The sequence below is a fragment of the Nocardioides alcanivorans genome (assembly GCF_021555175.1).
Classification (GTDB): domain Bacteria; phylum Actinomycetota; class Actinomycetes; order Propionibacteriales; family Nocardioidaceae; genus Nocardioides; species Nocardioides alcanivorans.
Window position 1 is genome coordinate 152,425 of the sequence record NZ_JAKGRW010000002.1, and the last position, 25,948, is coordinate 178,372.

Genomic DNA, 25,948 nt, shown 5'->3' on the forward strand with positions numbered 1-25,948 from the left:
CGCAACGCAGCGCTTCACCGGCAAGGTCGTCTTCATCACCGGGGCCGCTCGCGGTCAGGGTCGGGCCGAGGCCCTGAAGTTCGCGCAGGAGGGGCGAACATCATCGCCGTCGACGCCTGCACGCAGTTCGCTTCCACGTCGTACGCCGGCGCCACGGAGGCCGACCTCGCCGAGACCGTCCGACTGGTCGAGGCAACCGGTCGGCAGATCCACTCCGCCAAGGTCGACGTGCGTGACTTCGACGGGCTCGCCGCCGCGCTCAACGCGGGCATCGAGAGGTTCGGCCGCCTCGACGTCGTCGTGGCCAACGCCGGTGTCTGCTCCGGGAAGCTGTCCTGGGAGATCACCGCCGAGGAGTGGCAGGAGACCGTCGACATCAACCTGGGTGGGGTGTTCAACACCGCCAAGGCCGCGATCCCGTTCCTGATCGAGCAGGGCGAGGGTGGCTCACTGGTGTTCACGAGCTCGGTCTCCGGCCTCAAGGGCACGCCCTTCAACGCGCACTACGTGGCGTCGAAGCACGGCGTCACCGGCTTGGCCAAGACGATGGCGAACGAGCTCGGTGCGCACAAGATCAGGGTCAACACCGTGCACCCGGCCGGCGTGGCGACCGGCATGGACCTGCGCGCGGACATGCTTCCCTGATCGAAGCCCATGCCCACACGCTCGGCCCGATCTTCATGAACACGCTGCCCTACGAGATCACCCAGCCGGAGGACATCGCCGACGTCGTCGCGTGGGTCTCCTCCGACGAGGCGAAATACATCACCGGCACGCAGGTCCCCGTCGACTTCGGCAACCTCAACCGGTAGGCGTGCTCCGGCCCCGGCCAGCCCAAACCCTAGGACGTACGCCGCGACACGGGCCGCGCCTCATAGAGTGCTGCCATGACTGATCACGCCTCTGCCCGTGCCGCGCTCGACGCGATCCTGGGGTGCGAGGCGTGGTCGGTGATCCGTCGCGGCGATGCCGCGGAGGCGGTGCTGGTCGGGGGCGAGCGCACTGTCGTGGAGAGCCTCCTCGACGTACCGCTCGAGACCGGCACGCCAGCGGGTGGCGCCAAGCTCGACCGATTGCTGGCGGTGCCGTTCCGCCAGGTGCGCGAGCGTGGCTTCGACGCGATCGACGACGAGACCCCGCTCGTGGTGGTGACCCTCTCGGAGGAGCACCACCTGTCGGTGGACGACCTGCTCGCGGTGCTGCCCGACGTACCCCTCGACTTCACCGACCCGGGTGGTTTCGAGGTCGATGACGCCAGCTACATCAAACTCGTCGAGCAGGTGATCGCCGAGGAGATCGGGCGCGGTGAGGGTGCCAACCTGGTCGTGGCCCGCAACTACCGGGCCAAGCTCGCCGACTGGGGTGCCGACCAGGCGCTGACCGTGCTGCGACGCCTGCTGGAGCGCGAGCGCGGCGCCTACTGGACCTATGTCTTCCACACCGGAGACCGGATCCTCGTCGGTGCCAGTCCCGAGCGCCACGTCAGCGTGATCGGCGGCGACGTGCGGATGAACCCGATCTCGGGCACCTACCACCTGCCCAAGCAGGCACAGCCCGCCGAACGGACCAAGGCAGAGCTCCTCGAGTTCCTCTCGGACGAGAAGGAGATCTATGAGCTCTTCATGGTCGTCGACGAAGAGCTCAAGATGATGTGCGAGATCTGCAACGAGGGCGGCCAGGTGCTCGGCCCGTTCCTCAAGCCGATGACGCACCTCGTGCATACCGAGTACCTCCTCGCGGGCCGCACCAAGCGCGACATCCGCGAGGTGCTGCGCGACACCATGTATGCCGCCACCCTCACCGGCTCGCCGGTCGAGAACGCCTGCAAGCTGATCGCCGAGTACGAGCCGGAGGGCCGGGCCTACTACGGCGCTGCGCTGGCCCTGATCGGCCGCGGAGCAGACGGCTCGCCGATGCTCGACAGCCCCATCGTCATCCGCTCGGCCGACGTCTCCCTCGACGGCGAGCTCCGCGTCGTCGCCGGGGCCACGCTGGTGCGCGATTCCGACCCTGCGACCGAGGTCCGCGAGACCCACGCCAAGGCCGGCGGCATCCTTTCCGCCTTCGGCCTCGTGCCCCCTGCCGCCGCGCCCGCCGGCAGCCTGGGCGAACTGGCTCGTGACGAGGACGTGCTGATCGCGCTCAACCAGCGCAACCAGCGGCTGAGCACCTTCTGGCTGACGAACCAGGCCGAGACCACGCCCGACGGCGCGCTGCGTGGCAAGAGCGCGGTGATCCTCGACGGCGAGGACGACTTCGTCAACATGCTGCGCCACGTGCTCAGCGTGCTCGGCATGACGTCGCGCACGGTGCGTCACGAGGATTGGAGGCCGGGCGCGCTCGACGGCGCCGATCTCGTGATCGTCGGCCCCGGCCCAGGCGACCCGCGTGACGGCGCCGACCCGAAGATCCAACGGATCCGCGCCGCTGTCGACGAGCTGCTCGCTGCTGGGCGCCCGACGCTGGCCGTGTGCCTGGGCCACCAGACCCTCTGCGAGCGCCTCGGGCTCCCGCTGGCCTTCAAGGACATCGTCTTCCAGGGCACCCAGTCGCCCGTCGAGCTCCCGCGCGGCACCGAGCGAGTCGGCTTCTACAACACCTTCGTGGCACGGGTGGACGACTCCACGCCGCTTCCCGAGGACGTGGTGGTCTGGAAGGACGAAGAGACCGGTGACGTGCACCAGATCGAGGGCCCGCACTACCGCGGCATCCAGTTCCACGCCGAGTCGGTGCTCACCGAGCACGGTTTCGACCTGATCCACGATCTCGTCCGCGACCTGCTCGTCGGCGGCTGAACCGGTTCCCATGGCCGGGCCGTCGGTCGTCGTGGTCGACCACCACGACTCCTACACCTGGAACCTCGTGCACCTCGTGGCCGAGGTGACCGGGCGGCTGCCGGACGTGGTGCAGCATGACGCGACGGAGGCTGCCCATCTGCTCGGCTTCGATCGCATCGTGCTCTCCCCGGGACCCGGCCATCCCGGCGACCCGGCGGACTTCGCGGTGGGACGCCTCGTGCTCGCGCAGGGTGAGGTCCCGGTGCTCGGTGTCTGCCTGGGCATGCAGGGCCTCGTGATGGCGTACGACGGCACGGTGGAGCGCATCGAGCCTGCGCACGGCGAGGTGGCCCGGGTGCGCCACGAAGGCTCCTCGGTCTTCGCGGGCCTGCCGTCGCCGTTCGAGGCGGTGCGCTACCACTCACTGGCCGCAACCGTGGTGCCCGACGAGCTCGAGGTCACCGCCGTGTGCGACGGCGGGGCCGGCCAGCCCGACGTGGTGATGGGCGTGCGGCACCGCACCCGACCGCTGCACGGGGTGCAGTTCCATCCCGAGTCGATCCTCTCCGAGCACGGGGCCGCGATGGTCCGCACGTTCGTGGAGCGACCATGATCGGGGCCACGGCGAGCGGCATCTCCCCGAGCGAGCGCTTCGCCGAGGTGGCATCGAAGCAGGCGCGCTGCTTCTGGCTCGACGGCGGAGGTGCTCGCAGTTGGTCGGGGCGGCGTTCCTTGATCGGATGGCTCGACGACGACGACCTCTCGCTCACCCATGACGCCGTCCGGCAGGAAGTGGTGGCTCATCGCTCGTCGGGCGCGGAGGTGGTCGGCAGCGACATCTTCGAGGTGCTCGGCGAGCTCGTGGCACGTGACCGCGACCGGGCCGATCCGGTGCACTGGGTGGGCTACTTCGGCTATCCGTCGCGGTCCGACCTGCCGGCATCGATCGATCCGGACGACCCGGCCCCGACCGCGGTCTGGATGCGGGCCCGGCACGTGGAGTTCTACCGCCACGACTCGGAGGTCGGCGTCGAGGCGGAGGTTGCCGGGCCGTCAGCCGGAGGTGCGGTGCCGTCCGACTACCTGACCGCCTTCGACCGCGTCCAGGAGCACCTGCGCGCGGGCAACTCCTACGAGGTCAATTTGACCCACCGGGAGCAGTTGACCGGTGAACTCGACCCGATCGCCACCTACCTGCGGCTCCGGCGACTCAACCCGGCGCCGTACGCGGGCTTCCTGCAACATGACGGCAGCTGGCTGCTCAGCTCCTCACCCGAGCGGTTCGCCACCATCGACGCCGAGCGCTGGGTGGAGACCAAGCCGATCAAGGGGACCACGCCCCGGGGAGCCACCACGGAGGAGGACGACGCGCACCGGCGTCGTCTGGCGCAGGACCCCAAGTTTCGTGCCGAGAACCTGATGATCGTCGACCTGCTGCGCAATGACCTGGCGATGGTCTGCGAGCCCGGGACGGTGCAGGTGCCGGTGCTGATGGAGGTGGAGAGTTATCGCTCGGTGCACCAGTTGGTCTCGACGGTGCGTGGCCGACTGCGGCCGGAGCTGAGCACCATCGAGGCCCTGCGTGCACTCTTCCCCGCGGGCTCGATGACCGGTGCCCCGAAGCTGCGCACGATGGAGATCATCGCTGAGGTGGAGAGCAGTGCGCGTGGTGCCTATTCGGGGGCCTTCGGCTGGATCGCTCCAGACGGCCGTGCCGACCTCGGGGTGATCATCCGCAGCCTCAGTGGCGGCACTGATCCTGACGGTCGCCGCCGTTGGCAGTTGGGGACTGGTGGCGGCATCACAGTGGCCTCGGACGCCGTCGAGGAGTTCGCGGAGACCCAGTGGAAGGCCGCGCTGCTGCGCCAAGCGCGTTGCTGAGAGGGACTGTGCTCGCCCCGCTCAAAGCTGAACTGGTGGTGCCTACTCCCTGACACCCTTCGCCAGCTCGTCGACCAGCCGCTGGAAGGAGTCACCCTTCTTGCCCTCCGCGGCGGGCCAGTCACCCATCTCGACGTCGCGCTGGTCGACGACGCCACTGACGTAGGAGCCGTCGGAGTCCTCGAAGAAGAGCCCTTGCGGAACTCCGCTGAGCAGCGTCGTGCCGGGCCGTGGGGACGACCAGGACCGAACCACGACGTTGCCCCCGACTGCATCGATCTCATCATCGCTGGGCGCCGCGACGCCGAGGATCAGCACGCGCCCCCGGCAGGAGCGGCCTGGGACAACTCGTCGACAGAGCGCTGCACGTAGCGCTCGCCTTCACGCAGTTCTTGGTCGGAGCCGTCGGGGTTGATCAGGGTGCCACCACGCGAGATCTCCACATAGAGGGTGTCGCCCTCCTGCGCGCCGGCGAAGGCCTGCTCCACCTCGATCTCCACTACGGCGCGCTTGAGGGACTCGTCTCCGTCGTGGATGAGACGGCCGTCCGACCAGCCGACCACGCGGCCGACAGCCACGACCTCTGCCTTCGCGGCCACTTCGGTCACGGAAAGGGCGATGTCATAGTTGTATTGTCCGCTCCCTCTGAGGACCGCGCCGTCGACCTTGGTCTGGCTGGAATCGGACGACGACTGCTGATGGGTCTGGCCGGCGGAGGGCGGTGACGAGTCCGGGTCATTCGCTGAGCAGCCCGCCCCCACGGACAGGATGCAGGCAACTGCCGCCGTGCTCGCCAACCATCGAGAGTTGGATCCGCGTTCCATCTGTTTCCCTCTCAACTGAACCACGGGTTGATGTGCTTCTGGATGTGGTGCGGCCCATAGCGGGTGTGCCATGGCTTGCCGGCAGACGGCACACGCCCGTTGCGCAGGCAGCTGTGCGCCGTGTCGGCGACTCCTCCTCCGCTGGGGTAGTTGGTGCCGCTGTCATGGTTGACGCCCAGTGTGTGACCGAGTTCGTGGCAGAAGGTTTGGCGACGCTGGGAGGCGACATGGTCAGACGTCGCCATCTCGACCTCGTCAATGTCGATCCGAAATCGATCACAGTTGCCGGCGGTGTTGCGGAGCTTGCATTCCGTGTATCCGAAGTAGCCAACCACTCGAGTTTCGGCCCAACGCACATCGGTGAACTTGCCGCACGGAGAATGGAAAGCGGTGTCGACGACCGTCTGAGCGCGCAGCCGAGTCATTGTTTTGTCGGCCAGATTCTTATGATCGAAGCTGGGCAGGTAGCACCAGGAGTGGTGGCCCTTGTCTGGGTGCCCGTCGATGAATGCGGAGTCCGCAGTTGCAGGGGGACGGCAACCCAGGCCACGAGCATTGTGCAGGCGACGGCGACCAAGCTAAGGGATGTGGTTCGTAGCATGAGAGCCTCCGAGTGGCTTCGAGGTTGCTTGAATCGGGGAGAATAGATCCTCGCTCGAGGGGCGGTCTGAGAGTGCCACTTCTCGTTGAGGTCCAGGGAGTTGCGCTGAAACCAGGCGAGAACTTGTCACCTGCGTAACAACTTCATGACGCGCACGGACCGAGCAGTCTCGCCTGACACTGGGGTGGAATCCGGTCGGTCTCCGGGTTGCCAGAACCGTCGTCGGAGACCTGCCGGGAGACAGCGTGGCTGCACACGGCGCTAGGGTGAGGCCCACGGTCGACAACTCGAAGGGGAGAGCGTTGGTCCGCCGGGTCCACCTGCACATCGGTCTGCCGAAGACCGGGACGACCTACCTCCAGCTCGGCCTGTGGCAGCACCAGGAGGAGCTGGCGCATCGTGGAGTGCTCCTCCCGGGCCGCCACCAACGCCGTCACCTGCTTGCCTCGCTGGACTTCCGCGACGACCCCAAGTTGGCCTCCCGTCCCGGTGACGTGAGTCAGCCCTGGCGCGACCTCGTCGACGAGATCGCCTCCTGGACGGGCGAGGCCGCCGTGGTCAGCCACGAGTTCTTCGCTCCTGCCACGGTCGAACAGATCCGCCGCGGCGTCGAGCAGCTCGCGCCCGCGGAGGTGCATGTCGTGCTCACCGCCCGGCCGATGACGGAACTCGCCCCGAGCCGCTGGCAGGAGTGGGTCAAGAACGGCGGCCGCAAGGGGATCGACGACTATCCGCCACGTGCCGACTACGACCCGCACGATGCGTGGGGTTGGGGGTCGTTCGACCTGGCCGACGTGCTCGACCGCTGGTCGCAGGTGGTGCCGCCCGAACGGATCCACGTCCTGCCGACCTCGGGCGCCGGGGCGCCGCCCGACGAGATCTGGGGGCGCTTCACCGACGTCATCGGAGTGCCGGGTGCACGGCTGCTGCCACCGGACCGCAAGGTCAACGAGCGCCTCGGGCTGGTGCAAGTCGAGGCGCTTCGGCGGGTCAACGAGCAGCTACGGGGTTTCAGTGAGGGCTACGACCGGGGCCGGTGGATCCGGGGTTACCTGGCCTCCTCCGAGGTGATGCCTGCGGGGAGGCGGAGCCCTACCGTTGTTCGGAGGAAACCTGGGCCGGCTGGGTCGAGCGCGGCGATCGTGCCGCGGCCCTGGTGCGTGACGGTGGCTTCGACGTACGGGGAGATCTCGACCGGCTCGTTCCGCAACGTTCGTTGCCGTCCGGTCGGCACCCCGACGAGGTCGACGATGCCGAGCTCCTGCAGGTCGCCAACCAGATGATCGCCGCGATCCTCACCACTGCGCGCGCCCACAACCGCGAGCGTCACCGGCTGGAGGCCGCGATCCGGGAGGCGCAGATCCCACCGCCGCCGAGTCGGTTGCGTCTGCTCGTCCGACGCATCCGCGGCTTCTGGCGGATCTGATCACTCGAGCGGGGGTCGGCGTCCTCGGGCGGCGTCGGCGATCCGGGCAACGTCAGCGTGAGGCAAGCGCCCCTCCCGGGGCTTCCGTGGCGTCGACCCAACCCGAGTGACGCAGTGCCGTCTGTCGCACGATCGACAGGCCGAGTCCGGAACCGGGCATCGAGCGTGACTCGTCCGAGCGGTAGAAGCGCTCGAAGACCTTGGGCCGGTCTGCCTCGGCGATGCCCGGACCCTCGTCGGCGACGGTGAGCACGCCCTCCTCGAGAGTGATGGTGACCCGGCCTTCGGGCGGGCTCCACTTGGCGGCGTTGTCGAGCAGGTTGGTCACCGCACGCTCGAGCGAGGCCTCCTCGCCGATGACCCACCAGTCCCGCGCGCGTACGTCGAAACGCACCCCCGGCGCCCGGCGGCGGACCCGGGTGATCGCCCGGTCGAGCAGGTCGGCGAGGTCGACCGGCGCGACCACGTGGGAGCCGTGCTCGTCACGCGCGAGCTCCACCAGGTCACCGATCAGCGTGGTCATCTCGTCGATCTGCGCGCGCACGTCCTCGAGCAGCTCGCTCCTCGCCTCGTCGGGGAGGCCGCCGGTGGCATCGGCCTGGATGAGCAGGTCGAGGTTGGTGCGGAGGGAGGTGAGAGGGTGCGGAGCTCGTGGCTGGCGTCTGCGATGAGCTGTCGCTGGCGCGAGCGTGAGGCGTCCAGTGACTGCAGCATCGTGTTGAAGGCGCTGGAGAGCCGAGCGACCTCGTCGGTGCCCTCGACCGTGATCGGCGTGAGCCGGTCGGTGCGAGCGATCTCCTCCGCCTTGGCGGTGAGCCGGCGGACCGGACGCAGGCCGTTGCGGGCCACCCCCAACCGGCGAGTCCAGCGACGATGACGCCGGCAAGCCCGAAGCAGAGCATCACCAGCCCGAGCCGGTCGAGCACCTGCTCCTGGGAGTCGAGACTCTGCGCGATGATCAGTGCCCGGCCGGGCTCGACGGCGCTGGGCACCGTGACGACCCGATAGCGCTCGCCGTCGGCCTCCACCGTGCGGATCGCATGATCACGCTTTCCCTGGGCCACCCGGAGCTCGGGCTTGCCCAGGGGAAGGTCGCCGGCTCCGTCGATCGACCGGCCGGTGCCGTCGGACCACAGGAAGGCGATGCGGACGTCGGCGGCGCCGAATGCCCACGAGGGCATCTCCATGTCGTTGAGGTCACCCAGTGTCGAGCTCTGGGCGGCGCGTTCGGCCCGGTCGAGCAGCGACGCGTCCAAGGTGCTCTGCATCTGCACCCGCACGGTGACGTAGGCGCCGAGCGCCACGAACGCCACGGTCAGGCCCACCGCGAAGGTGGTCAGCAGCGTGACCCGGCTGGCGAGGCTGCGCTTGTAGTGCCAGCGGCCGTCGGAGTCGCGATCAGCCGCAGGCGCCTCCATCAGGAGGTCTCCTTGAGGACGTAGCCGACGCCCCGGACGGTGTGGATCAGCCGCGGCTCACCCTCGGCCTCGGTCTTGCGACGGAGGTAGCCGACATAGACCTCGAGTGAGTTGGCGGTGGTGGGGAAGTCGTAGCCCCACACCTCCTCGAGGATGAAGGCACGCTCGAGCACCCGCCGCGGCCTCCGCAGGAACATGTCGAGCAGGGTGAACTCGGTGCGGGTCAGCTCGATCGGGCGATCGCCGCGGCGTACCTCGCGGGTCGCCACGTCGAGCGAGAGGTCGGCGAACGAGAGCACCTCGCCGCCGTCTTCCTCGGGCACCACGCGGCGCAGCAGCGCACGCAGTCGAGCGAGGAGCTCCTCCAGGGCGAAGGGCTTGGTCAGGTAGTCGTCGGCGCCGGCGTCGAGACCCGCCACGCGGTCGCCGACGGCGTCGCGGGCGGTGAGCACGAGGATGGGCACGTCGTTGCCGGCCGTCCGCAGGGCGCGGGTGGTCTCGATACCGTCGAGGCGCGGCATCATCACGTCCATCACGACGACATCGGGACGCACCGTGGCGATGCCGGCCAGTGCCTCCGCGCCGTCATTGGCCAACGAGACCTTGAACCCGTTGAACTCCAACGAACGGCGCAGCGACTCACGCACCGCCTTGTCGTCGTCGACGACCAGGACATGCGCGGCGGTCGACTGACCGGCGTTGGCGGAGGAGACGGAGGACGAGAGGGCCACGCCCCTACTCTGCCACCCCTACCTGAGTCCTCGCTGAGACTTCAGAAGCGCGCCGCGAGCGCAGCGGCGCGAGATGCGTAGCCGCCGCCGAACATGGCGGCGTGGGTGAGCAGCGGGAAGAGCTGGTGCAGGGACTGTCGGTCGGCCCATCCCTCGGCAAGCGGGGTCACCGCCTCGTAGGCGTCGACGACCTGTTGCAGGTGGGGCAGCCCGAAGAGCGCCAGCATCGCCAGGTCGGTCTCGCGGTGGCCGCCGTGGGCGGCGGGGTCGACGAGCCACACCCGCCCGTCGGTCGCCCACAGCACGTTGCCGCTCCACAGGTCGCCGTGCAGCCGGGCCGGGGGCTCGTCGGGGACGAGCTGGGCCAGCCGCCCGAGCACCGACTCGATCACCTGGGCATCGTCAGGTGTCGCATGACCGCGGTCGCGGGCCAGCTTCAGGTAGGGCAGCACCCGCCGGGTCGCGTAGAACTCCGCCCACGACGGTGCGGGGGAGTTGGGCAGGGGCAGGCGCCCGATGAACCCGTCCTTGTCCCAGCCGTACGTCGCGGCACCGGCTGCGTGCAGCGTTGCCAGCTCCCGCCCGAGGAGGGCGGCAGCGTCGACGGTCGGCTTGCCCGTCTCGACGAAGGGCAGCAGCAGGCAGTCGACGTCGACGGCCAGCACCGCCGGGACCAGGCGCGGCGCGGCCTCGTGGAGCCAGCGCAGAGAACGTGCCTCGGCATCGAAGAAGCCGGCGGGCGGGTGCACGTGGGTCTTCATCAGCACGGTGCGGCCGTCTGCCACCTTCACCCGGGTGGCGGTGCAGATGTCGCCACCCGCGACGGGGAGGTCGCCGCCACTGCCGAGCCGAGCAGTTCCTCGGCGCGGCGGGCGACAGTGGGGTTGCGGGTCACCTGGTTGCCCCCTCCCGGCTGTCGAGCACGTCGCTCAGCTGAGCGATGAGAGCGTTGCTGCACCGCGACACGATGTCGAGCACCTGGGTGAAGCCCTCGTCGGCGCCGTAGTAGGGGTCGGGGACCGATTCGTCGTCCGGCGCCGGGTCGAAGCTGCGGAAGAGCAGCAGCCGGTCGCCTGCGACTCCCAGCTCGGCGAGATCGGCACGGTTGTCGGCGTCCATTGCGAGGACCAGGTCGAAGCCGTTGGTCTGCCGGGTGAACTGGCGCGCCCGGTGGCGCGTGGCGTCGTACCCGGCTCCGGTCAGGGTGGCTGCAGCTCGCGCGTCCATCGTCTTGCCGACGTGCCAGCCCGCGGTGCCGAAACTCTCCACCTCGACGACGTCGTCCAGACCCGCAGCGGCGACCCGGGCGTTGAGCACCACGTCAGCCATCGGAGAGCGGCAGATGTTGCCCAGGCACACCACGGCGATGCGGTAGTGGCCGGCCGCGCCGGGGAAGGGAGCACGGTCAGTCACGCTCCAGCACGAAGGCCGAGGTGAAGGCGCCGACGATGCTCAGCACGATCGCGCCACCGACGGCGGTCCAGAAGCCGTCGACGCCGAAGCCCACGTCGAACCCGTCGGCGATCCAACCGGCCAGCAGGAGCATGCAGGCATTGACCACCAGCAGGAAGAGCCCCAACGTGAGCACTATGAACGGGATCGACAGCAGCTTCACCACAGGGGCGACGTACATGTGGATCACGCTCAGGATCGCCGCGCCGATCAGCAGCGGCACGAGCTTCTCCTGCCAGTCGGAGCCTTCGAACCAGATACCGTCGAAGAACCAGGCGGCAACCGCCAGCCCGGCGACGTCGGCCACGAACCAGCTCAGGAACCTCATGCGGCAAGCCTAGTGGAGGCGGGGAAGTCCGGCTCGGGAATAGTCTGGGGCCATGGCAGCGCTCCCCACCCCTCGCGCATGTGTGGCGGCGATCCCGCCCTACGTCCCCGGTCGTACGCCGGCACCCCGGCCCGGTCTCACGACCTACAAGTTGAGCTCCAACGAGAACCCGTATCCGCCACTGCCCGGCGTGCTCGAGGCGGCCAGGACAGCGGCCGAGCAGCTCAACCGCTACCCCGACATGGGGTGCACGGCCCTCTACGAGGAGTTGTCGCGCCGCTTCGGACTTCCGGTCGAGCGGTTCGCTGCAGCGACGGGATCGGTCGCGCTGATCTATCAGCTCCTGCAGGCGTTCTGCGACCCGGGCGACGAGGTGGTGCACGCCTGGCGCTCCTTCGAGGCCTACCCGATCGCGCTCACCGCTGCCGCCGCGACCGGGGTGCCGGTGCCGGTGACCCCGGCCGGGGAGCACGACCTCGACGCGATGGTCGCCGCGGTCGGCGACCGCACCAAGGTGCTGCTGCTGTGCACCCCCAACAACCCCACGGGGCCGGCGCTCACCGACACGCAGGTCCGCCGAGTGCTCGCCGGCGTGCCGAGCCACGTGCTCGTGGTGGTCGACGAGGCCTATGTGGAGTTCGTGCGGATGGCGGACCCGGTGGACGGATTCGCGCTGCTGCGCGACTTCGCCAACGTGGTGCTGCTGCGCACCTTCTCCAAGGCCTACGGGCTGGCGAACCTCCGGGTCGGGTACGCCGCCTCGACGGTCGAGATCGCCGGTGCCCTGCGCGCGGTCTCGCTGCCGTTCGGGGTCTCGGGGATCGCCCAGGCCGCGGCGATCGCCTCGCTGGAGGCCGAGGACGCCCTGTTGGAGCGGGTCGAGGCCCTGGTGCTCGAGCGCGGTCGGGTGCTCGACGGACTGCGCGACAGCGGCTGGGAGATCCCCGACGCCCAGGGCAACTTCGTCTGGTTCGACCTGCCCGATGCGGGCGGCGACCGCACCACTGTCTTCGCAGCGGCCGCCGAGAAGGCCGGGATCGTCGTACGTCCCTTCCCGGGAGAGGGCGTGCGGGTCAGCATCGGTGAGCCGGAGGCCAACGACCGGCTGCTCGACCTCGCAGCTCGCCTGTTCAGATCAACTTCTTGAAGATCGACAGCGGAGCGTGCCGCATCACCGGCTTCATCGGTGCCCAGGGCCATGAAGGCACGCAGGCCGTTGCCTTCTCCCGCTCGATGGCGCCGACCATGGCGCGCACGCCCTTCTCGGTGGAGACCAGCAGAGGATTCCTGTTCTCCGAGCGGTCGTTCATCTCCGACTCGATGTAGCCGGGATAGAGCACGGTGACCTTGATCGGCTTGCCGTGGAGCTCGGTGCGCAGGCCTTCGGCGAGGTGGGCCACCCCGGCCTTCGTGGCGGCGTACGTCGTCATCGTCTTCGGCATGCCCCGCATCGCGGACATCGACGAGACCATCACGAAGTGCCCGCGGCCCTGGTCGCGGAAGATCTCCATCGCAGCCTCGGACTGGGCGAGGGCGGCGACGAAGTTGGTCATCGCGGTCTCCCGGTTCGCCTCGTAGCGCCCGGTGCCGAGTGGTGCGCCCTTGCCGAGACCGGCGTTGATGACGATCCGGTCGATGGTGGCGAAGTCGTCGGCGAAGGCGTGGAACACCTCGAAGACGGCATCCTCGTCGGTCACGTCGAGCGCGCGGACCTCCACCCGGCGGTCGGGATGCGCGGCCAGGATCTCGGCCTTCAGCACCTCGAGCTTCTCGAGGCGACGCGCGCATAGCGCGAGGTCGTTGCCCCGGGCGGCGAACTGGCGGGCCATCTCGGCGCCGAGGCCAGCACTCGCCCCGGTGATCAGAATCGTGGTCACACCACCTGACGCTACCGCCGAGTAGGCACAAATGGCAGCCGATGGTGCCTCATGCCTCTACGCCGTTCATCGGCGCAATAAAAGACAGGGTTGACTGTTTGTTGGAGGGGCTGTCACGCTGTGCCTCGTGACGACCACCACCCGCGTGCCGCAGGAGGAGCGCACCCGCGCCATGCGGGAGCGTCTGCTCATCGCGTCCGTCGAGTTGCTGATCGAGCGAGGCTGGAGCGGCACGTCGACCACACTCGTCTCGCAGCGAGCCGGCGTCAGCCGCAGGGCACAGTTGCACCACTTCCCGAGCAAGGGCGCCCTCGTGGTGGCAGCGGTCGAGTGGTTGGCCGAGCGCCGTGCGGAGGAACTGGCTGCCCTGGCCGAGGGGCTCCCGCGGGGCAAGGGCCGCACCCGTGCGGTCGTCCAGGCCCTCGGCGACCACTTCGCCGGCGAGGTCTTCACCGCCGCGCTCGAGCTGTGGGTGGCCGCTCGCACCGATCCTGACCTGCTGGCCGTCGTCGGCCCGCTGGAGCAACGGCTCGGACGTGAGACCCACCGCACCGCCGTGGAGTTGCTGGGAGTCGACGAGACCGTCCCCGGTGCCCGGGAACTCATCCAGGCCACGCTCGACCTGGTCCGCGGACTCGGGTTGGCCAACACCATCTCCGACGACACCCGACGCCGCCGGCAGATCCTCAACCGCTGGGCCGACCAACTCGACCTGTTCCTCACCACGACGACCTTGGAGGGCGCGTGAGCAACCCCATCCTCGAGCAGATCCTCGGTGATCTCTCGGCCGAGGGCGACCGGCTCGAGCAGCTCGTCACCCCGCTCTCCGACGCGCAGTGGCGCGTCGCCACTCCCGCCGACGGCTGGGATGTCGCCGCCCAGGTCTCCCACCTGGCCTGGACCGACGAGACAGCCGTGGCGGCAGCCGGCCCCAAGGAACAGTGGGACGCATTGGTCATGAAGGCGATCGAGGACCCCGCCGGCTACGTCGACCAGGAGGCACTGGAGGGCGCCAAGGCATCCGCGGCCGACCTGCTCGCCCGGTGGCAGGCCTCGCGCAGTGCCCTCCAGCAGACCTTGCGTGATCTCCCCGACGGCACCAAGTTGCCGTGGTTCGGCCCGCCGATGTCGGCGACCTCCATGGCCACCGCTCGTTTCATGGAGACCTGGGCGCACTCGCTCGACGTGCACGAGGCGCTGATCTCGACAGGCTCGATCACCGAGATGCCGGAGCCGACCGACCGCATCAAGCATGTCGCCCACATCGCCGTGCGCACCCGCAACTACTCCTACTCGGTCAACCAGCTCCCGGCTCCCGACGAAGAGTTCCGTGTCGAGCTCGTCGCCCCCAGCGGCGAGTTGTGGACGTGGGGCCCACCGGGCGCTGCCCAGAAGGTGAGCGGACCGGCGTACGACCTGTGTCGGCTGGCCACCCAACGCGTCCACCGCGACGACACCGCGCTGGTGGCTGTCGGCGCCGACGCGGAGCAGTGGCTCACGATCGCGCAGTGCTTCGCAGGGCCTCCCGGTGCGGGAAGGGCGGTCCGGTCATGAGCGTGCGGATCGGCAACTGCTCCGGCTTCTACGGCGACCGGCTGTCGGCGATGCGGGAGATGCTCGAGGGTGGCCATCTCGACTACCTGACCGGCGACTACCTGGCCGAGCTGACGATGCTCATCCTCGGCAAGGACACGATGAAGGACCCCAGCCTGGGTTATGCGCGCACCTTCGTGCGGCAGCTCGAGGACTGCCTCGGCCTCGCCGTCGAGAAGGGGTTCGGATCGTCAGCAACGCGGGCGGCCTCAATCCTGCTGGACTCGCCGACAAGGTTCGCGAGGTCGCCTCCGGGCTGGGGCTCGACGTGCCCATCGCGTACGTCGCGGGTGACGACCTGCGCCCCAGGGCGGCTGAGCTGGGGTTCGGTGATGCGCTCACCGCCAACGCCTATCTCGGTGCCTTCGGCATCGCCAAGGCGCTCGACGCTGGTGCCCGGATCGTGGTGACCGGACGGGTCACCGACGCCTCCGTGGTGGTGGGCCCGGCGGCTCACGCCCACGGATGGAGCCCCGACGACCACGACGCATTGGCCGGAGCGATGATCGCCGGCCACGTCATCGAGTGCGGGTGCCAGGCCACGGGCGGCAACTTCTCCGGTTTCCGGGCACTGGCGCGACAGGGGCTGTTCAACACCCCGATCGGCTTCCCGCTCGCCGAGATCGCGGCCGACGGCAGCACGGTGATCACCAAGCACGAAGGCACCGGAGGTGCGGTCACGATCGACACCGTCACCGCACAGCTGGTCTACGAGATCCAGTCGACCCGCTATCTCGGCCCCGACGTCACCGCAGACCTCACCTCGATCCGTCTCGAGCAGGAGGCTCCCGACCGGGTCGCCATCACCGGCGTCCGTGGCGAGGCCCCGCCGGAGACGCTCAAGGTCTGCGTCAACGAGCTCGGCGGCTGGCGCAACAGCGTCGAGTTCGTGCTCACCGGGCTGGAGACCGAGGCCAAGGCCGACTGGGTGCGCGAACAGATGACCGCCACGATGGCCGCCCACCCGCCGCAGACCGTGCACTGGTCGCGTACCTCCCACCCACACACGGATGCCGACACGGAGGAGGGCGCCAGCGTGCTGCTGCGTTGTTCGGTGCTCGACCCCGATGCCGGCCCGGTCGGCAAGCCCTTCACCGCTGCCGCCGTCGAGCTCGCGCTGGCGTCCTACCCGGGCTTCACGATGACCGGACCACCACCGGCGCCGACTCCCTACGGTGTCTACCTGCCCCACCAGGTGCCGCGCTCAGCGGTCACGCACACGGTGCACCATGCCGATGGCAGCACCGAGGTGGTGCCCGACCCGCGACAGCTGTCATCGGCGAGTGTCGACACACCAGCTGTGCCGCCGGCGATGGAGCAGGTGGGCCACCAGGTGCGTCGGGTCCCGCTGGGGACCTTTGTGCACGCCAGGTCCGGCGACAAGGGCGGCGACGCCAACCTCGGGCTGTGGGTCGCTCGTGATGATGTCGACGGCGCCGAGGTCTGGCAGGCGCGCGTCGCCTGGCTGACTGCGTTGATCACGCCTGCCAAGGTGCGCGAACTGGTACCGGAGGCGGCCGACCTCGACATCGAGGTGCACCGGCTGTCCAACCTCGGCGGCGTCAACGTGCTCATCCGGGGTCTGCTCGGTCAGGGCGTCGCGTCATCCACCCGGTTCGACCCGCAGGCCAAGGGCTTGGGCGAATGGGTGCGTTCGCGCATGGTCACCGTCGACGAGGGGCTGCTGTGAGCGCGGCGTCCGTGGTCCCCAGCTCGACCACCGGTCTCGCAAGCTCGACCAACGGTTGCAGGAAAGGGGGCACGGATGTTCACCGATGACCAGCTCACCCTGCGCGAGAGCGCGGCGGAGTTCACCCGGCGCGAGGTCATGCCGTACCTCGACGAGTGGGAGGAGGCCGGCCTGCTTCCACGGGAGCTGCACAGGACCGCGGCCGCTGCCGGCATGCTCGGTGTCGGCCACCCGGAGGAGATGGGCGGCGAGGGTGGCACCCTCCTCGACGGCTGCGCCCTGCAGGAGGGCTTCATGGCAGCGGGCGCCTCCGGTGGGTTGATGGCCTCGCTCTTCACCCACGGCATCGCACTGCCGCACATGATCGCCAACGGTTCGACCGATCTCGTCGACCGCTTCGTGCGCCCCACCCTGGCCGGTGAGCAGATCGGATCGCTCGCGATCACCGAGCCCGGCGGGGGATCCGACGTCGCCGGCATCACCACCCGGGCGGTGCGCGATGGCGACCACTACGTCGTCAACGGCTCGAAGACCTTCATCACCTCCGGCACCCGCGCCGACTTCGTCACCACCGCCGTGCGCACCGGCGGTCCCGGCCACGGCGGCATCTCGCTGCTGGTCGTCGAGGCCGACAGCCCCGGCTTCACGGTCACCCGGGCCCTGCGCAAGATGGGGTGGCACGCCTCCGACACAGCCGAACTTTCGTACGTCGACGTGCGGGTCCCGGTCGACAACCTCGTCGGCGAGGAGAACCACGGGTTCTACTACATCGCGGAGCAGTTCGTGGTCGAGCGCATCTTCTTGGCGCTGATGGGCTACGGCCACGCGTCGCGCTCACTCGACCTCGCGGCGGCGTACTCCAAGGAGCGGCGGACCTTCGGCAAGCCACTCGTCGACAACCAGGTGGTCCGCGCCAAGCTCGTGGAGATGCGCCGTCAGGTCGACGTCGCACGCACCTACACGCTCGACGTGGCGCGTCGTCATGTCGCCGGCGAGTCGGTCATCGCCGAGGCGTGCCTGGCCAAGCAGACCGCGGTCGACACCGCGGTCGCCGTCACCGACATGGCCGTGCAGCTCTTCGGCGGCACCGGCTACATGCACGGCACCGAGGTGGAGCGTCACTACCGCGACGCCCGGCTGCTGCCGATCGGCGGTGGCGCCACCGAGGTGCTCACCGACCTCGCCGCTCGACTCTTCGGTTACTCCGCATGAAGGAAGGCAACGCATGAAGCCGCTCAGCGACAGCGTCACCGTCTGGATCCACGCCCCGGTCGCCGAGGTGTGGGACCTGGTCAGCGACGTCACCCGGATCGGGGAGTTCTCGCCGGAGACCTTCGAGGCCAAGTGGACGCGCGGAGCAACCGGCCCCGAGGTGGGGGCGCACTTCGCCGGGCACGTGAAGCGCAACGGTGTGGGGCCGACGTACTGGTCGCCGTGTCGAGTGACCCGTTGCGAGCCGGGCGAGGTCTTCGAGTTCAGCGTCGGCACCGACAAGGTCGCGATCAACAACTGGGGTTACGAGTTGCGCGAGAGCGAGGGTGGCACGGAGGTGACGGAGTACTTCCGCCTCGAACCGTCGCTGCCCGTTCGTCTCTACTGGCTGGCGTTGGGCCGGCTGCGTGGCCGGACCAACGAGCGTGGCATGCGCACCACCTTGGAACGAATGAAGCAGGTCCTCGAGGCAGGCAAGGAGCAGCAGTGAGCGACAACCGTACGGCGATGCTCGACAAGATCGCCGACCTCGCGGCGGAGCAGGCCAAGGCGGTCGATGCCGGAGGCAAGTACATCGCCCGGCACAAGGAGCGCGGCAAGCTGACCGCGCGTGAACGGATCGAGTTGCTGGTCGACGAGGGATCCGCCTTCCTGGAGCTCATGCCGCTGGCCGGCTGGGGGAGCGACTTCGCGGTGGGTGCCAGCATCGTCACGGGCATCGGTGTCGTCGAGGGCGTCGAGTGCATGATCGTCGCCAATGACCCGACGGTGAAGGGCGGAGCCCTCAACCCCTGGTCGGTGAAGAAGTCCTTCCGCGCCGCCGAGATCGCCGAGCGCAACGGCCTGCCGACGGTCAACCTCACCGAATCGGGCGGCGCCGACCTGCCGACGCAGAAGGAGATCTTCATCCCCGGTGGTCGTGGTTTCCGCGACCTCACCCGCTCGTCGGCGCGCAAGGTGCCCACGGTCTCCGTCGTCTTCGGCAACTCGACGGCTGGCGGCGCCTACGTGCCCGGCATGAGCGACTACGTGATCATGGTCAAGGAACAGGCGAAGGTCTTCCTGGCCGGCCCGCCGCTGGTGAAGATGGCCACCGGCGAAGAGACCGACGACGAATCCCTGGGCGGCGCCGAGATGCACTCGCGGGTCTCCGGGTCCTCAGACTTCCTGGCCGCGGACGAGTACGACGCGATCCGGCTTGCGCGCCGAGTGGTGGCGCGCCTCAACTGGCGCAAGGCCGGCGACACCCCACTGCCGACGTACGCCGATCCGGACCTCGACCCCGAGGATCTGCTCGACCTCATCCCCCAGGACCTGAAGGAGCCGTTCGACCCGCGCGAGGCGATCCTGCGGATCGTCGACGGGGTCTCGACCCTTCGACAGGCTCAGGACGGCGCAGGCTCGACCACCGGTGGTGGCAACGAGGTCGCCTTCGACGAGTTCAAGCCGCTCTACGGCTCGGCGTTGTGCGTCGGCTGGGCGCGGCTGCACGGGCACCCGATCGGCATTCTCGCCAATGCCCGTGGTGTGCTGATGAGTGAGGAGGCCCAGAAGGCCGCGCAGTTCATCCAGCTGGCGAACCAGAAGGACACACCGCTGCTCTTCCTGCACAACACCACGGGCTACATGGTCGGAAAGGACTACGAGCAGGGCGGCATCATCAAGCACGGTGCCCAGATGATCAACGCCGTCTCCAACTCGCAGGTGCCGCACCTGACGGTGATCATGGGGGCGTCGTACGGCGCGGGGAACTACGGCATGAACGGCCGCGCCTACGACCCGCGCTTCCTCTTCACTTGGCCGTCGGCGAAGTCGTCGGTGATGGGACCTGCCCAGCTGGCCGGTGTGCTCGAGATCGTGGCGCGGGAGTCCGCGGAGAAGAAGGGCCAGGTCTTCGACGCCGACGGGTTCAAGGCGATCAAGGAGATGGTCGAGACGCAGATCGAGGAGCAGTCGCTGCCCTACGTGCTGTCGGGGATGGTCTATGACGACGGCGTGATCGACCCTCGCGACACCCGCACCGTGCTGGGCATCTGCCTCTCGGTCATCCACAACCAGCGGGTGGAGGGCGCCATGAACTTCGGCGTCTTCCGGCTGTAGCCGCCGGCCGGCCTGCCGCATCCGTTGGTCGAGCTTTTCGCATCCGTTGGGCGAGCTTGTCGCATCCGGAGGTCGAGCCTGTCGCATCCGTTGGTCGCTCGCCATCCGTTGGTCGCTCGCCATCCGTTGGTCGAGCTTGTCGAGACCCCGCAACAACCACTGAAGGAACTCCCATGATCACCAAGATCCTGGTCGCCAACCGAGGCGAGATCGCCCGGCGCGTCTTCCGCACCGCCCGCCGGCTGGGCATCGCCACGGTGGCCGTGCACTCCGACGTCGACGCCGACATGCCCTTCGTGCTCGATGCCGACGAGGCCGTGTGCCTGCCCGGCAACAGTCCGGCGGAGACCTATCTGCGTGCCGACCTCATCCTCGACGCAGCCCGGCGCTCCGGTGCCGATGCGATCCACCCCGGCTACGGCTTCCTGTCGGAGAACGCCGACTTCGCGAGGGCGGTCGTCGATGCCGGCCTGGTGTGGATCGGTCCCGCGCCCGAGTCGATCGAGGTGATGGGAGACAAGCTGCGGGCCAAGGAGCTCATGCACGCGGCCGGCGTCCCCCAGTTCGGTCAGCTGGAGCCGGATGCCTTGACCACGTTCGACCTGCCGGTGATCGTGAAGGCCGCTGCGGGCGGTGGCGGCCGCGGGATGCGGGTCGTGCACGACCTCGACCAGGTGGCCACGTCGGTGGCTGCCGCATCGGCCGAGGCTGCCTCCGCCTTCGGTGACCCGACGGTCTTCGTCGAGACCTACGTCGAGAACGGCCGCCATGTCGAGGTCCAGGTCATGGGCACCGCCGACGGCGCGGTCGTGCTGGGGGAGCGCGACTGCTCGCTGCAGCGACGGCACCAGAAGGTCATCGAGGAGGCGCCCGCCCCGGGGCTCACCGACGACACCCGCAAGGCGCTGCACGAAGCGGCGCGCAAGGCCGTCGAGGCAATCGACTACCGCGGCGCGGGGACGGTCGAGTTCCTCTATGACACCGACGCGGACAGGCTCTACTTCCTCGAGATGAACACCCGCCTCCAGGTGGAGCACCCGGTCACGGAGCAGGTCTTCGGGGTCGACCTGGTGGAGATGCAGATCGCGGTTGCCGAGGGGCGTCCGGTGGCGCCGGTGGGTGAGCCGCGGGGACACGCCATCGAGGTGCGGCTCTATGCGGAGGACCCGGCTGCCGACTACGCACCGCAGACCGGTCGGCTCCTGGACTTCACGGTGCCGCACGATGCGGAGTTCTTCCTTGCTGCACACGGGATCCGGCTCGACACCGGATTCGTCGCAGGTGACGACGTCTCCACCTTCTATGACGCGATGCTGGCCAAGGTGATCGCCTGGGCGCCGACGCGTGAACAGGCAGCACGGTCGCTCGCCGGGGCGCTGGAGCGCTCGTCGTTGCACGGACTGGTCACCAACCGTGACCAGCTGGTTGCCTCGTTGCGGCACGACGACTTCCTTGCCGGGAAGCTCTCCACCGGCTTCTATGCCGACCACCCGGAGGTCTTGACCGGCGCCGCTGCCGATTCGCAGGTGGGGCTGGTCGCGGCGGTCGCGCTGGCCTCGCACCGGCAGCGCAACGCCGTGGTGCAGAGCCGGATCCCGGCTGGCTTCCGCACCGTCGTCGCGCAGCCACAGGTCACGCGATTCGGGCTGGCAGGCGACGAAGTGGAGGTTGCCTGGTATGGCGGTCGTGAGGGTTTCCGGCCTGCTGACGCCGACAGCGGAGTGCAGGTGCTCGAGGTGTCTCCGGAGGCGGTGCTGCTCGACGTCGGCGGAGTCCGCCGTCGCTACCGCACCCGGGTCCTGGCCGACGCGGTGCTGGTCGACGGCCCGCGTGGCGGCGCCACCCTGCGCATCCTGCCGCGCTTCGTGGACCCGGCCGACCAGGTCGCCGAGGGGTCGCTGCTGGCGCCGATGCCTGGATCGATCGTCGGTGTCCATGCGGCCGTTGGTGATGTCGTGACGGCGGGGCAGACCCTCGTCGTCATGGAGGCGATGAAGATGCAGCACACCATCGTGGCGCCGTACGCCGGCGTCGTGGGCGAGCTCCCGGTCGCGGAGGGCGAGCAGGTCGAAGCGGGTGCGGTGCTGGCCCTGGTCAACGCAGGTTCCGAAGAAGGGGAATGAGATGACGACGATGTTCACCGAGCCCGAGGAGCGGGTGGCGCTGCGCGAGGCGGTGCGCAAGCTGGCCGGCAAGTATGGCCACGACTACGTCGCCAAGCAGGCAGCGAGCGGCGGCAAGATGACAGAGATGTGGCTCGAGATGGGCCGCAACGGCTTCCTTGGCGTCAACCTCCCCGAGGAGTACGGCGGCGGTGGCGGCGGGATGGCCGACCTGGCCGCGGTGCTCGAGGAGACCGCTGCCGCTGGCGCGCCGCTGCTGATGATGGTGGTCTCACCGGCGATCTGCGGCTCGATCATCACCCGCTGCGGCACCGAGGAGCAGAAGAAGCGCTGGCTGCCCTCCATCGCCGACGGCACCCATCTGATGGCGTTCGGCATCACGGAGGCCGATGCCGGATCCAACTCGCACCAGATCACCACCACCGCCACCCGTGACGGTGACGAGTGGGTGCTCAGCGGACAGAAGACCTTCATCTCCGGGGTCGACGAGGCGCAGTCGGTGCTCGTCGTCGCGCGCACCGCCGACGAGAAGACCGGCAAGCTCAAGCCGGCCCTCTTCGTGTTGCCCACCGACTCCGAGGGATTCAGCAAGCAGGTGATCCCGATGTCGTGGCAGGCACCGGAGAAGCAGTTCACGCTGTTCCTCGACCAGGTACGGCTGCCGGCGGATGCGCTCGTCGGCGACGAGGACGGCGGCCTCTGGCAGCTCTTCGCCGGCCTCAACCCCGAGCGGATCATGGGCGGTGCCTTCTCCTGCGGCATGGCGATCTATGCCCTCGACAAGGCGGTCGAGTACGCGAAGGTCCGCTCTGTCTGGAAGGACCAGCCCATCGGTGCCCACCAGGGCATCGCGCACCCGCTGGCGAAGATCAAGATCGAGCTCGAGCAGGCGCGGTTGCTGTGGCAGAAGGCCGCAGCGCTCTACGACGCCGGCGACGACATGACCGCGGGTGAATACGCCAACATGGCGAAGTACGCCGGCGGCGAGGTGGCCTGCAACGCCACCGACGTCGCGGTGCACACCCACGGCGGCAACGGCCTCACGGTCGAGTACGGGCTGGCCAACATGCTCGTCGCCGCCCGCCTCGGCCGGATCGCCCCCGTCTCGCGCGAGATGATCCTCAACTTCGTCGCCATGCACTCCCTGGGTCTCCCCAAGTCCTACTGACCCGCGAGGTCGCCCGGGTTGTGCGCGAGGTTGCCCGGGTTCCGCGCGAGGTCTGCGCCGTGTCGGGAGGTCGTGGCAGGCTGGTCCTGTGGCAAGACGGAAGCAGCGGGCAGAGGTGTCGACGTGGATGGTGGAGCGGGTCCGCGAGCTCGTCGCTGCACTGCCGCGCGTCGATGAGGAGAAGGCCTGGGTCGGGGTGCGTTGGCAGGTGTCCGGGTCGACGTTCGCGCACATCTTCGGCGGTGAGGACGACCTCATCCGGATCACCCTGCGCGGCGAGCCGGACGAGGTGGCCGCCTTCCAACACCTGGGCCACCCCTACTTCAAGTCGGGCTGGGGCAACGACGTGATCGGGATGGTGCTCGACGAGCAGACCGACTGGGACGAGGTCGGGGAGCTGCTCGTCGACTCCTATTGCTTGCGCGCTCCCGCCGGGCTCGCCGCCACGGTGGAGCGCCCCGCACCCTGACCAACGCGCCATCGGTGGTCGCGCACAGGTGCCAGTCATGATGGAGGCATGCGCATCCTCGGCGACGACCTCCCCACGCTCCGGGCCACCCGTACCAGTGTGAAGTGGCGTCTCCACGATCCCGACGTCTTGCCGGTCTGGGTCGCCGAGATGGATGCGCGGCCATGTCCGGCCGTCGTCGAGGCGGTCACCCGCGCGATCAGCAGCGGCGACACCGGTTATGGCTGGGCGCCCCCGCTCATCGAGGCCTTTCGCGACTTCGCCGCCCGTCGCTGGGGCTGGATCACCCACTCCGAGAGCTTCGGGCTCGTGCCCGACGTGATGGGTGGCATCGCCGAGATCCTGCACCTGCTGCCGGGCGAGGCCGTCGTGGTCAGCCCGCCTTGCTATGAGAGCTTCTTCGGATTCGTCGAGTCGGTGCGCAAACGGGCGGTCATGGCTCCGCTCGACACCGAGCATCGACTCGACCCGGAAGCGCTCGAGCGCGCGTTCGTCGAGGCCGGGCCAGGTTCGGCCTATCTGCTGTGCAATCCGCAGAACCCCACCGGCACGGTGCACACGCCGGAAGAGCTGGGAGAGCTCGCGGAGCTGGCAGATCGCCACGACATCCAAGTGATCAGCGACGAGATCCATGCACCGCTGGTGCACGAACCTGCCGCTTTCACCCCTACCTGCAGGTGCCGCAGGCTGCGCGTGGCATCGCGATCGTCTCCGGCTCCAAGGCCTGGAACCTTGCTGGGCTCAAGGTCGCCCTCACGGTCGGTGGCCCCGAGGTCACGGTGCTGGCGGAACTGCACGAGGTCGTCACCCACGGCGCCAACCACCTGGCCGTGCTCGCCCAGACCGCCGCCTATTCCGAGGGCGAGGGATGGCTCGACCAGGTGCTCGGTGAACTCACCGACCGCCGCGCCCTGCTCGCAGACCTCCTGGCCGAGGAACTCCCGCAGGTGCGCATCGCACCGTCAGCGGCGACGTACCTCTCGTGGCTCGACTGCAGCGCACTCGGACTGGACGACCCGACGCAGACCTTCCTCGACAAGGGCCGCGTCGCCTTGGCGCAGGGCTGGCGTTATGACCCCCTACGAGGCAGGCAGTGGGCGCGGATCAACCACGCGACCTCGCCCGAGGTACTGACGGAGGCCGTACGTCGGATGGCGGCGTCGCTCTGACCGCTCAGTTGACGATGACTTGGCGCAGGGCGGTGCCAGCGGCGAGGTGGTCCATCGCTTCGTTGACGTCGCCCAACGCGATCCGGTCGGAGATGAGCCGTTCCACCGGAAGCCGCCCCTCGCGCCACAACTGCTCGAACGCAGGCACGTCGCGAGCCGGCACGGCAGAACCCAGATAGCTCCCCACCAGCGAGCGGCCCTCGGCAACGAATCCCAGGGGAGACACGCTGATGCGCGCGTCGGGATGCGGCAGACCCACGGTGACGGTGGTGCCACCCGCGCCCGTGAGGCCGATCGCACCTTCCAGGGCACGTGCGCTGCCGGCGGCCTCGACCACCACCCGGCCCTTCACACCCTCGGCCTGTGCCTGGGCAGGGGTCAACGCCCGGTGCGCACCCAAGTCGGTGGCGAGACCCAGCTTCGAGTCGACCGGGTCGACCGCCACCACGGTGACGTCGGGCACCGACAGCGCGGTCAGTACGGCGGCCATCCCGACACCACCGAGTCCGACGACGACCACCGTCTCGCCCGCACGTGGGCGACCCGCGTTGAGCACTGCCCCGCCGCCGGTCAGCACCGCGCAACCCAGCAGCGCTGCGACGTCGGCAGGTACGTCGGCCCCGACCGGCACCACCGAGCGGCGATCCATCACGGTGTGGGTGGCGAACCCGGAGACGCCCAAATGATGCAGCACCCGCTCGCCACGACGCGTCAGGCGAGTGCCGCCGGCAATGAGCTCGCCGAGGTTGTTGGCAGCGCTGCCCGGGGTGCACGGCGTGATCCCGCCACGACCGCACGCCTCGCACTCCTCGCAGCGCGGCAGGAAGGTGGCGACGACCCGCTGGCCGACCTCGACGTCGGACACCGCGGTGCCGACACGTTCGACGATCCCCGCAGCCTCATGGCCGAGCAGCATCGGCACCGGTCGGGGTCGGTCGCCGTTGAGCACCGACAGGTCGGAGTGGCACAGGCCGGCGGCCTCGATGCGCACCAAGAGCTCGGTCGGACCTGGCTCACCCAGCTCCAGGGTGTCGATCGTCAAGGGGCGACTTTCGGCAAAGGGGCCGGGAGCGCCGACCTGGTTGAGCACCGCGCCCTGGATCTGCATC

General features: G+C 69.2%; 29 protein-coding genes and 2 pseudogenes. 20 read left to right on the top strand and 11 right to left on the bottom strand.

Features of this window, described 5'->3' with window-relative positions; translation table 11 throughout:
* Positions 1-102 precede the first annotated feature (102 nt).
* The 5 genes from L1066_RS00835 (at position 103) to L1066_RS00855 (ending at position 4,658) form a co-directional block, all read left to right on the top strand.
* Positions 103-645: an SDR family NAD(P)-dependent oxidoreductase gene (locus L1066_RS00835; protein ID WP_235734582.1), complete on the top strand. Its 543-nt coding sequence runs from the start codon at positions 103-105 to the stop codon at positions 643-645.
* 35 nt (positions 646-680) lie between these two features.
* Positions 681-812 (top strand): SDR family oxidoreductase, encoded by a 132-nt coding sequence (locus tag L1066_RS00840; protein ID WP_235734476.1) that lies wholly within the window; start codon positions 681-683, stop codon positions 810-812.
* A 75-nt stretch (positions 813-887) separates the two neighbouring features.
* Positions 888-2,795: an anthranilate synthase family protein gene (locus tag L1066_RS00845; RefSeq protein ID WP_235734477.1), complete on the top strand. Its 1,908-nt coding sequence runs from the start codon at positions 888-890 to the stop codon at positions 2,793-2,795.
* Between the two features lie 10 nt (positions 2,796-2,805).
* Positions 2,806-3,390: an anthranilate synthase component II gene (locus L1066_RS00850; protein ID WP_235734478.1), complete on the top strand. Its 585-nt coding sequence runs from the start codon at positions 2,806-2,808 to the stop codon at positions 3,388-3,390.
* Positions 3,387-4,658, top strand: a complete 1,272-nt coding sequence (locus L1066_RS00855; RefSeq protein WP_235734479.1) for an anthranilate synthase component I family protein — start codon at positions 3,387-3,389, stop codon at positions 4,656-4,658. Before L1066_RS00850 ends, L1066_RS00855 begins: the two co-directional genes overlap by 4 nt.
* 42 nt (positions 4,659-4,700) lie before the next feature.
* Here the strand turns inward: L1066_RS00855 and L1066_RS00860 are convergent, their stop codons facing one another.
* The 3 genes from L1066_RS00860 to L1066_RS00870 all read right to left on the bottom strand — a co-directional run bounded on the left by L1066_RS00860 (position 4,701) and on the right by L1066_RS00870 (position 5,907).
* The gene (locus tag L1066_RS00860; RefSeq protein WP_235734480.1) at positions 4,701-4,976 is read right to left on the bottom strand and encodes a hypothetical protein; all 276 of its coding nucleotides are present in this window, start codon (positions 4,974-4,976) and stop codon (positions 4,701-4,703) included.
* Complete coding sequence (locus L1066_RS00865) at positions 4,970-5,266, bottom strand: hypothetical protein (protein WP_235734481.1); 297 nt, start codon at positions 5,264-5,266, stop codon at positions 4,970-4,972. Before L1066_RS00865 ends, L1066_RS00860 begins: the two co-directional genes overlap by 7 nt.
* A 227-nt stretch (positions 5,267-5,493) precedes the next feature.
* Positions 5,494-5,907: a hypothetical protein gene (locus tag L1066_RS00870; RefSeq protein WP_235734482.1), complete on the bottom strand. Its 414-nt coding sequence runs from the start codon at positions 5,905-5,907 to the stop codon at positions 5,494-5,496.
* A 442-nt stretch (positions 5,908-6,349) separates the two neighbouring features.
* Here L1066_RS00870 and L1066_RS00875 point away from each other — a divergent pair, with 442 nt between their 5' ends.
* On the top strand, positions 6,350-7,366 hold the full coding sequence (locus tag L1066_RS00875) for a hypothetical protein (RefSeq protein ID WP_235734483.1): 1,017 nt from the start codon (positions 6,350-6,352) through the stop codon (positions 7,364-7,366).
* On the top strand, positions 7,363-7,509 hold the full coding sequence (locus tag L1066_RS00880; protein ID WP_235734484.1) for a hypothetical protein: 147 nt from the start codon (positions 7,363-7,365) through the stop codon (positions 7,507-7,509). Before L1066_RS00875 ends, L1066_RS00880 begins: the two co-directional genes overlap by 4 nt.
* 52 nt (positions 7,510-7,561) lie before the next feature.
* On the opposite strand, the gene L1066_RS00885 is transcribed toward L1066_RS00880, so the two are convergent.
* The 6 genes from L1066_RS00885 to L1066_RS00910 form a co-directional block, all read right to left on the bottom strand.
* A complete protein-coding gene (locus L1066_RS00885; RefSeq protein WP_376707626.1) occupies positions 7,562-8,119 on the bottom strand; it encodes a sensor histidine kinase in 558 nt (185 codons plus the stop codon).
* Positions 8,029-8,358 carry a HAMP domain-containing protein gene (locus tag L1066_RS00890; protein ID WP_235734486.1) on the bottom strand — a complete coding sequence of 110 codons (330 nt, stop codon included), beginning with the start codon at positions 8,356-8,358 and terminating at the stop codon, positions 8,029-8,031. The genes L1066_RS00885 and L1066_RS00890 overlap by 91 nt, the downstream gene beginning before the upstream one ends.
* A 568-nt stretch (positions 8,359-8,926) precedes the next feature.
* On the bottom strand, positions 8,927-9,658 hold the full coding sequence (locus L1066_RS00895; protein ID WP_235734487.1) for a response regulator transcription factor: 732 nt from the start codon (positions 9,656-9,658) through the stop codon (positions 8,927-8,929).
* 41 nt (positions 9,659-9,699) lie between these two features.
* The gene (locus L1066_RS00900; RefSeq protein ID WP_235734488.1) at positions 9,700-10,449 is read right to left on the bottom strand and encodes a fructosamine kinase family protein; all 750 of its coding nucleotides are present in this window, start codon (positions 10,447-10,449) and stop codon (positions 9,700-9,702) included.
* A 100-nt stretch (positions 10,450-10,549) separates the two neighbouring features.
* Positions 10,550-11,071: a low molecular weight protein-tyrosine-phosphatase gene (locus L1066_RS00905; RefSeq protein WP_235734489.1), complete on the bottom strand. Its 522-nt coding sequence runs from the start codon at positions 11,069-11,071 to the stop codon at positions 10,550-10,552.
* Entirely contained in the window at positions 11,064-11,438 is a 375-nt protein-coding gene (locus L1066_RS00910; protein WP_235734490.1) for a phage holin family protein, read from the bottom strand. Before L1066_RS00910 ends, L1066_RS00905 begins: the two co-directional genes overlap by 8 nt.
* Before the next feature lie 52 nt (positions 11,439-11,490).
* Between L1066_RS00910 and L1066_RS00915 the strand changes: the two genes are divergently transcribed.
* Positions 11,491-12,585, top strand: a complete 1,095-nt coding sequence (locus L1066_RS00915; protein ID WP_235734491.1) for a histidinol-phosphate transaminase — start codon at positions 11,491-11,493, stop codon at positions 12,583-12,585.
* Here the strand turns inward: L1066_RS00915 and L1066_RS00920 are convergent.
* A complete protein-coding gene (locus L1066_RS00920) occupies positions 12,569-13,315 on the bottom strand; it encodes an SDR family oxidoreductase (RefSeq protein WP_235734492.1) in 747 nt (248 codons plus the stop codon). The two genes, L1066_RS00915 and L1066_RS00920, sit on opposite strands and share 17 nt — an antisense overlap.
* A gap of 127 nt (positions 13,316-13,442) precedes the next feature.
* Between L1066_RS00920 and L1066_RS00925 the strand changes: the two genes are divergently transcribed.
* The 12 genes and pseudogenes from L1066_RS00925 to L1066_RS00970 all read left to right on the top strand — a co-directional run bounded on the left by L1066_RS00925 (position 13,443) and on the right by L1066_RS00970 (position 24,839).
* Positions 13,443-14,063: a TetR/AcrR family transcriptional regulator gene (locus tag L1066_RS00925; protein WP_235734493.1), complete on the top strand. Its 621-nt coding sequence runs from the start codon at positions 13,443-13,445 to the stop codon at positions 14,061-14,063.
* Positions 14,060-14,869: a TIGR03084 family metal-binding protein gene (locus L1066_RS00930; protein WP_235734494.1), complete on the top strand. Its 810-nt coding sequence runs from the start codon at positions 14,060-14,062 to the stop codon at positions 14,867-14,869. The genes L1066_RS00925 and L1066_RS00930 overlap by 4 nt, the downstream gene beginning before the upstream one ends.
* Positions 14,870-14,928: 59 nt before the next feature.
* Positions 14,929-16,076 (top strand): annotated as a pseudogene (locus L1066_RS00935) (acyclic terpene utilization AtuA family protein); the annotation flags it as partial.
* 144 nt (positions 16,077-16,220) lie between these two features.
* Positions 16,221-16,598, top strand: a complete 378-nt coding sequence (locus L1066_RS29060) for an AtuA-related protein (RefSeq protein WP_446499886.1) — start codon at positions 16,221-16,223, stop codon at positions 16,596-16,598.
* A gap of 75 nt (positions 16,599-16,673) precedes the next feature.
* A complete protein-coding gene (locus tag L1066_RS00940; RefSeq protein WP_235734495.1) occupies positions 16,674-17,810 on the top strand; it encodes an acyl-CoA dehydrogenase family protein in 1,137 nt (378 codons plus the stop codon).
* A 13-nt stretch (positions 17,811-17,823) separates the two neighbouring features.
* Complete coding sequence (locus tag L1066_RS00945; protein WP_235734496.1) at positions 17,824-18,300, top strand: SRPBCC family protein; 477 nt, start codon at positions 17,824-17,826, stop codon at positions 18,298-18,300.
* Between the two features lie 17 nt (positions 18,301-18,317).
* On the top strand, positions 18,318-19,910 hold the full coding sequence (locus L1066_RS00950) for an acyl-CoA carboxylase subunit beta (protein ID WP_235734583.1): 1,593 nt from the start codon (positions 18,318-18,320) through the stop codon (positions 19,908-19,910).
* Between the two features lie 173 nt (positions 19,911-20,083).
* Positions 20,084-22,033: an acetyl/propionyl/methylcrotonyl-CoA carboxylase subunit alpha gene (locus L1066_RS00955; RefSeq protein ID WP_235734497.1), complete on the top strand. Its 1,950-nt coding sequence runs from the start codon at positions 20,084-20,086 to the stop codon at positions 22,031-22,033.
* A gap of 1 nt (position 22,034) precedes the next feature.
* Positions 22,035-23,201: an acyl-CoA dehydrogenase family protein gene (locus tag L1066_RS00960; protein WP_235734498.1), complete on the top strand. Its 1,167-nt coding sequence runs from the start codon at positions 22,035-22,037 to the stop codon at positions 23,199-23,201.
* A gap of 88 nt (positions 23,202-23,289) precedes the next feature.
* Positions 23,290-23,670 (top strand): MmcQ/YjbR family DNA-binding protein, encoded by a 381-nt coding sequence (locus L1066_RS00965; protein ID WP_235734499.1) that lies wholly within the window; start codon positions 23,290-23,292, stop codon positions 23,668-23,670.
* Between the two features lie 321 nt (positions 23,671-23,991).
* A pseudogene (locus L1066_RS28285) lies at positions 23,992-24,303 on the top strand (aminotransferase class I/II-fold pyridoxal phosphate-dependent enzyme); the annotation flags it as partial.
* A gap of 44 nt (positions 24,304-24,347) precedes the next feature.
* A complete protein-coding gene (locus L1066_RS00970; RefSeq protein ID WP_235734500.1) occupies positions 24,348-24,839 on the top strand; it encodes an aminotransferase class I/II-fold pyridoxal phosphate-dependent enzyme in 492 nt (163 codons plus the stop codon).
* A 4-nt stretch (positions 24,840-24,843) separates the two neighbouring features.
* Here L1066_RS00970 and L1066_RS00975 read toward each other — a convergent pair whose 3' ends face one another.
* Complete coding sequence (locus tag L1066_RS00975; RefSeq protein WP_235734501.1) at positions 24,844-25,947, bottom strand: alcohol dehydrogenase catalytic domain-containing protein; 1,104 nt, start codon at positions 25,945-25,947, stop codon at positions 24,844-24,846.
* Between the last annotated feature and the right edge of the window lies 1 nt (position 25,948).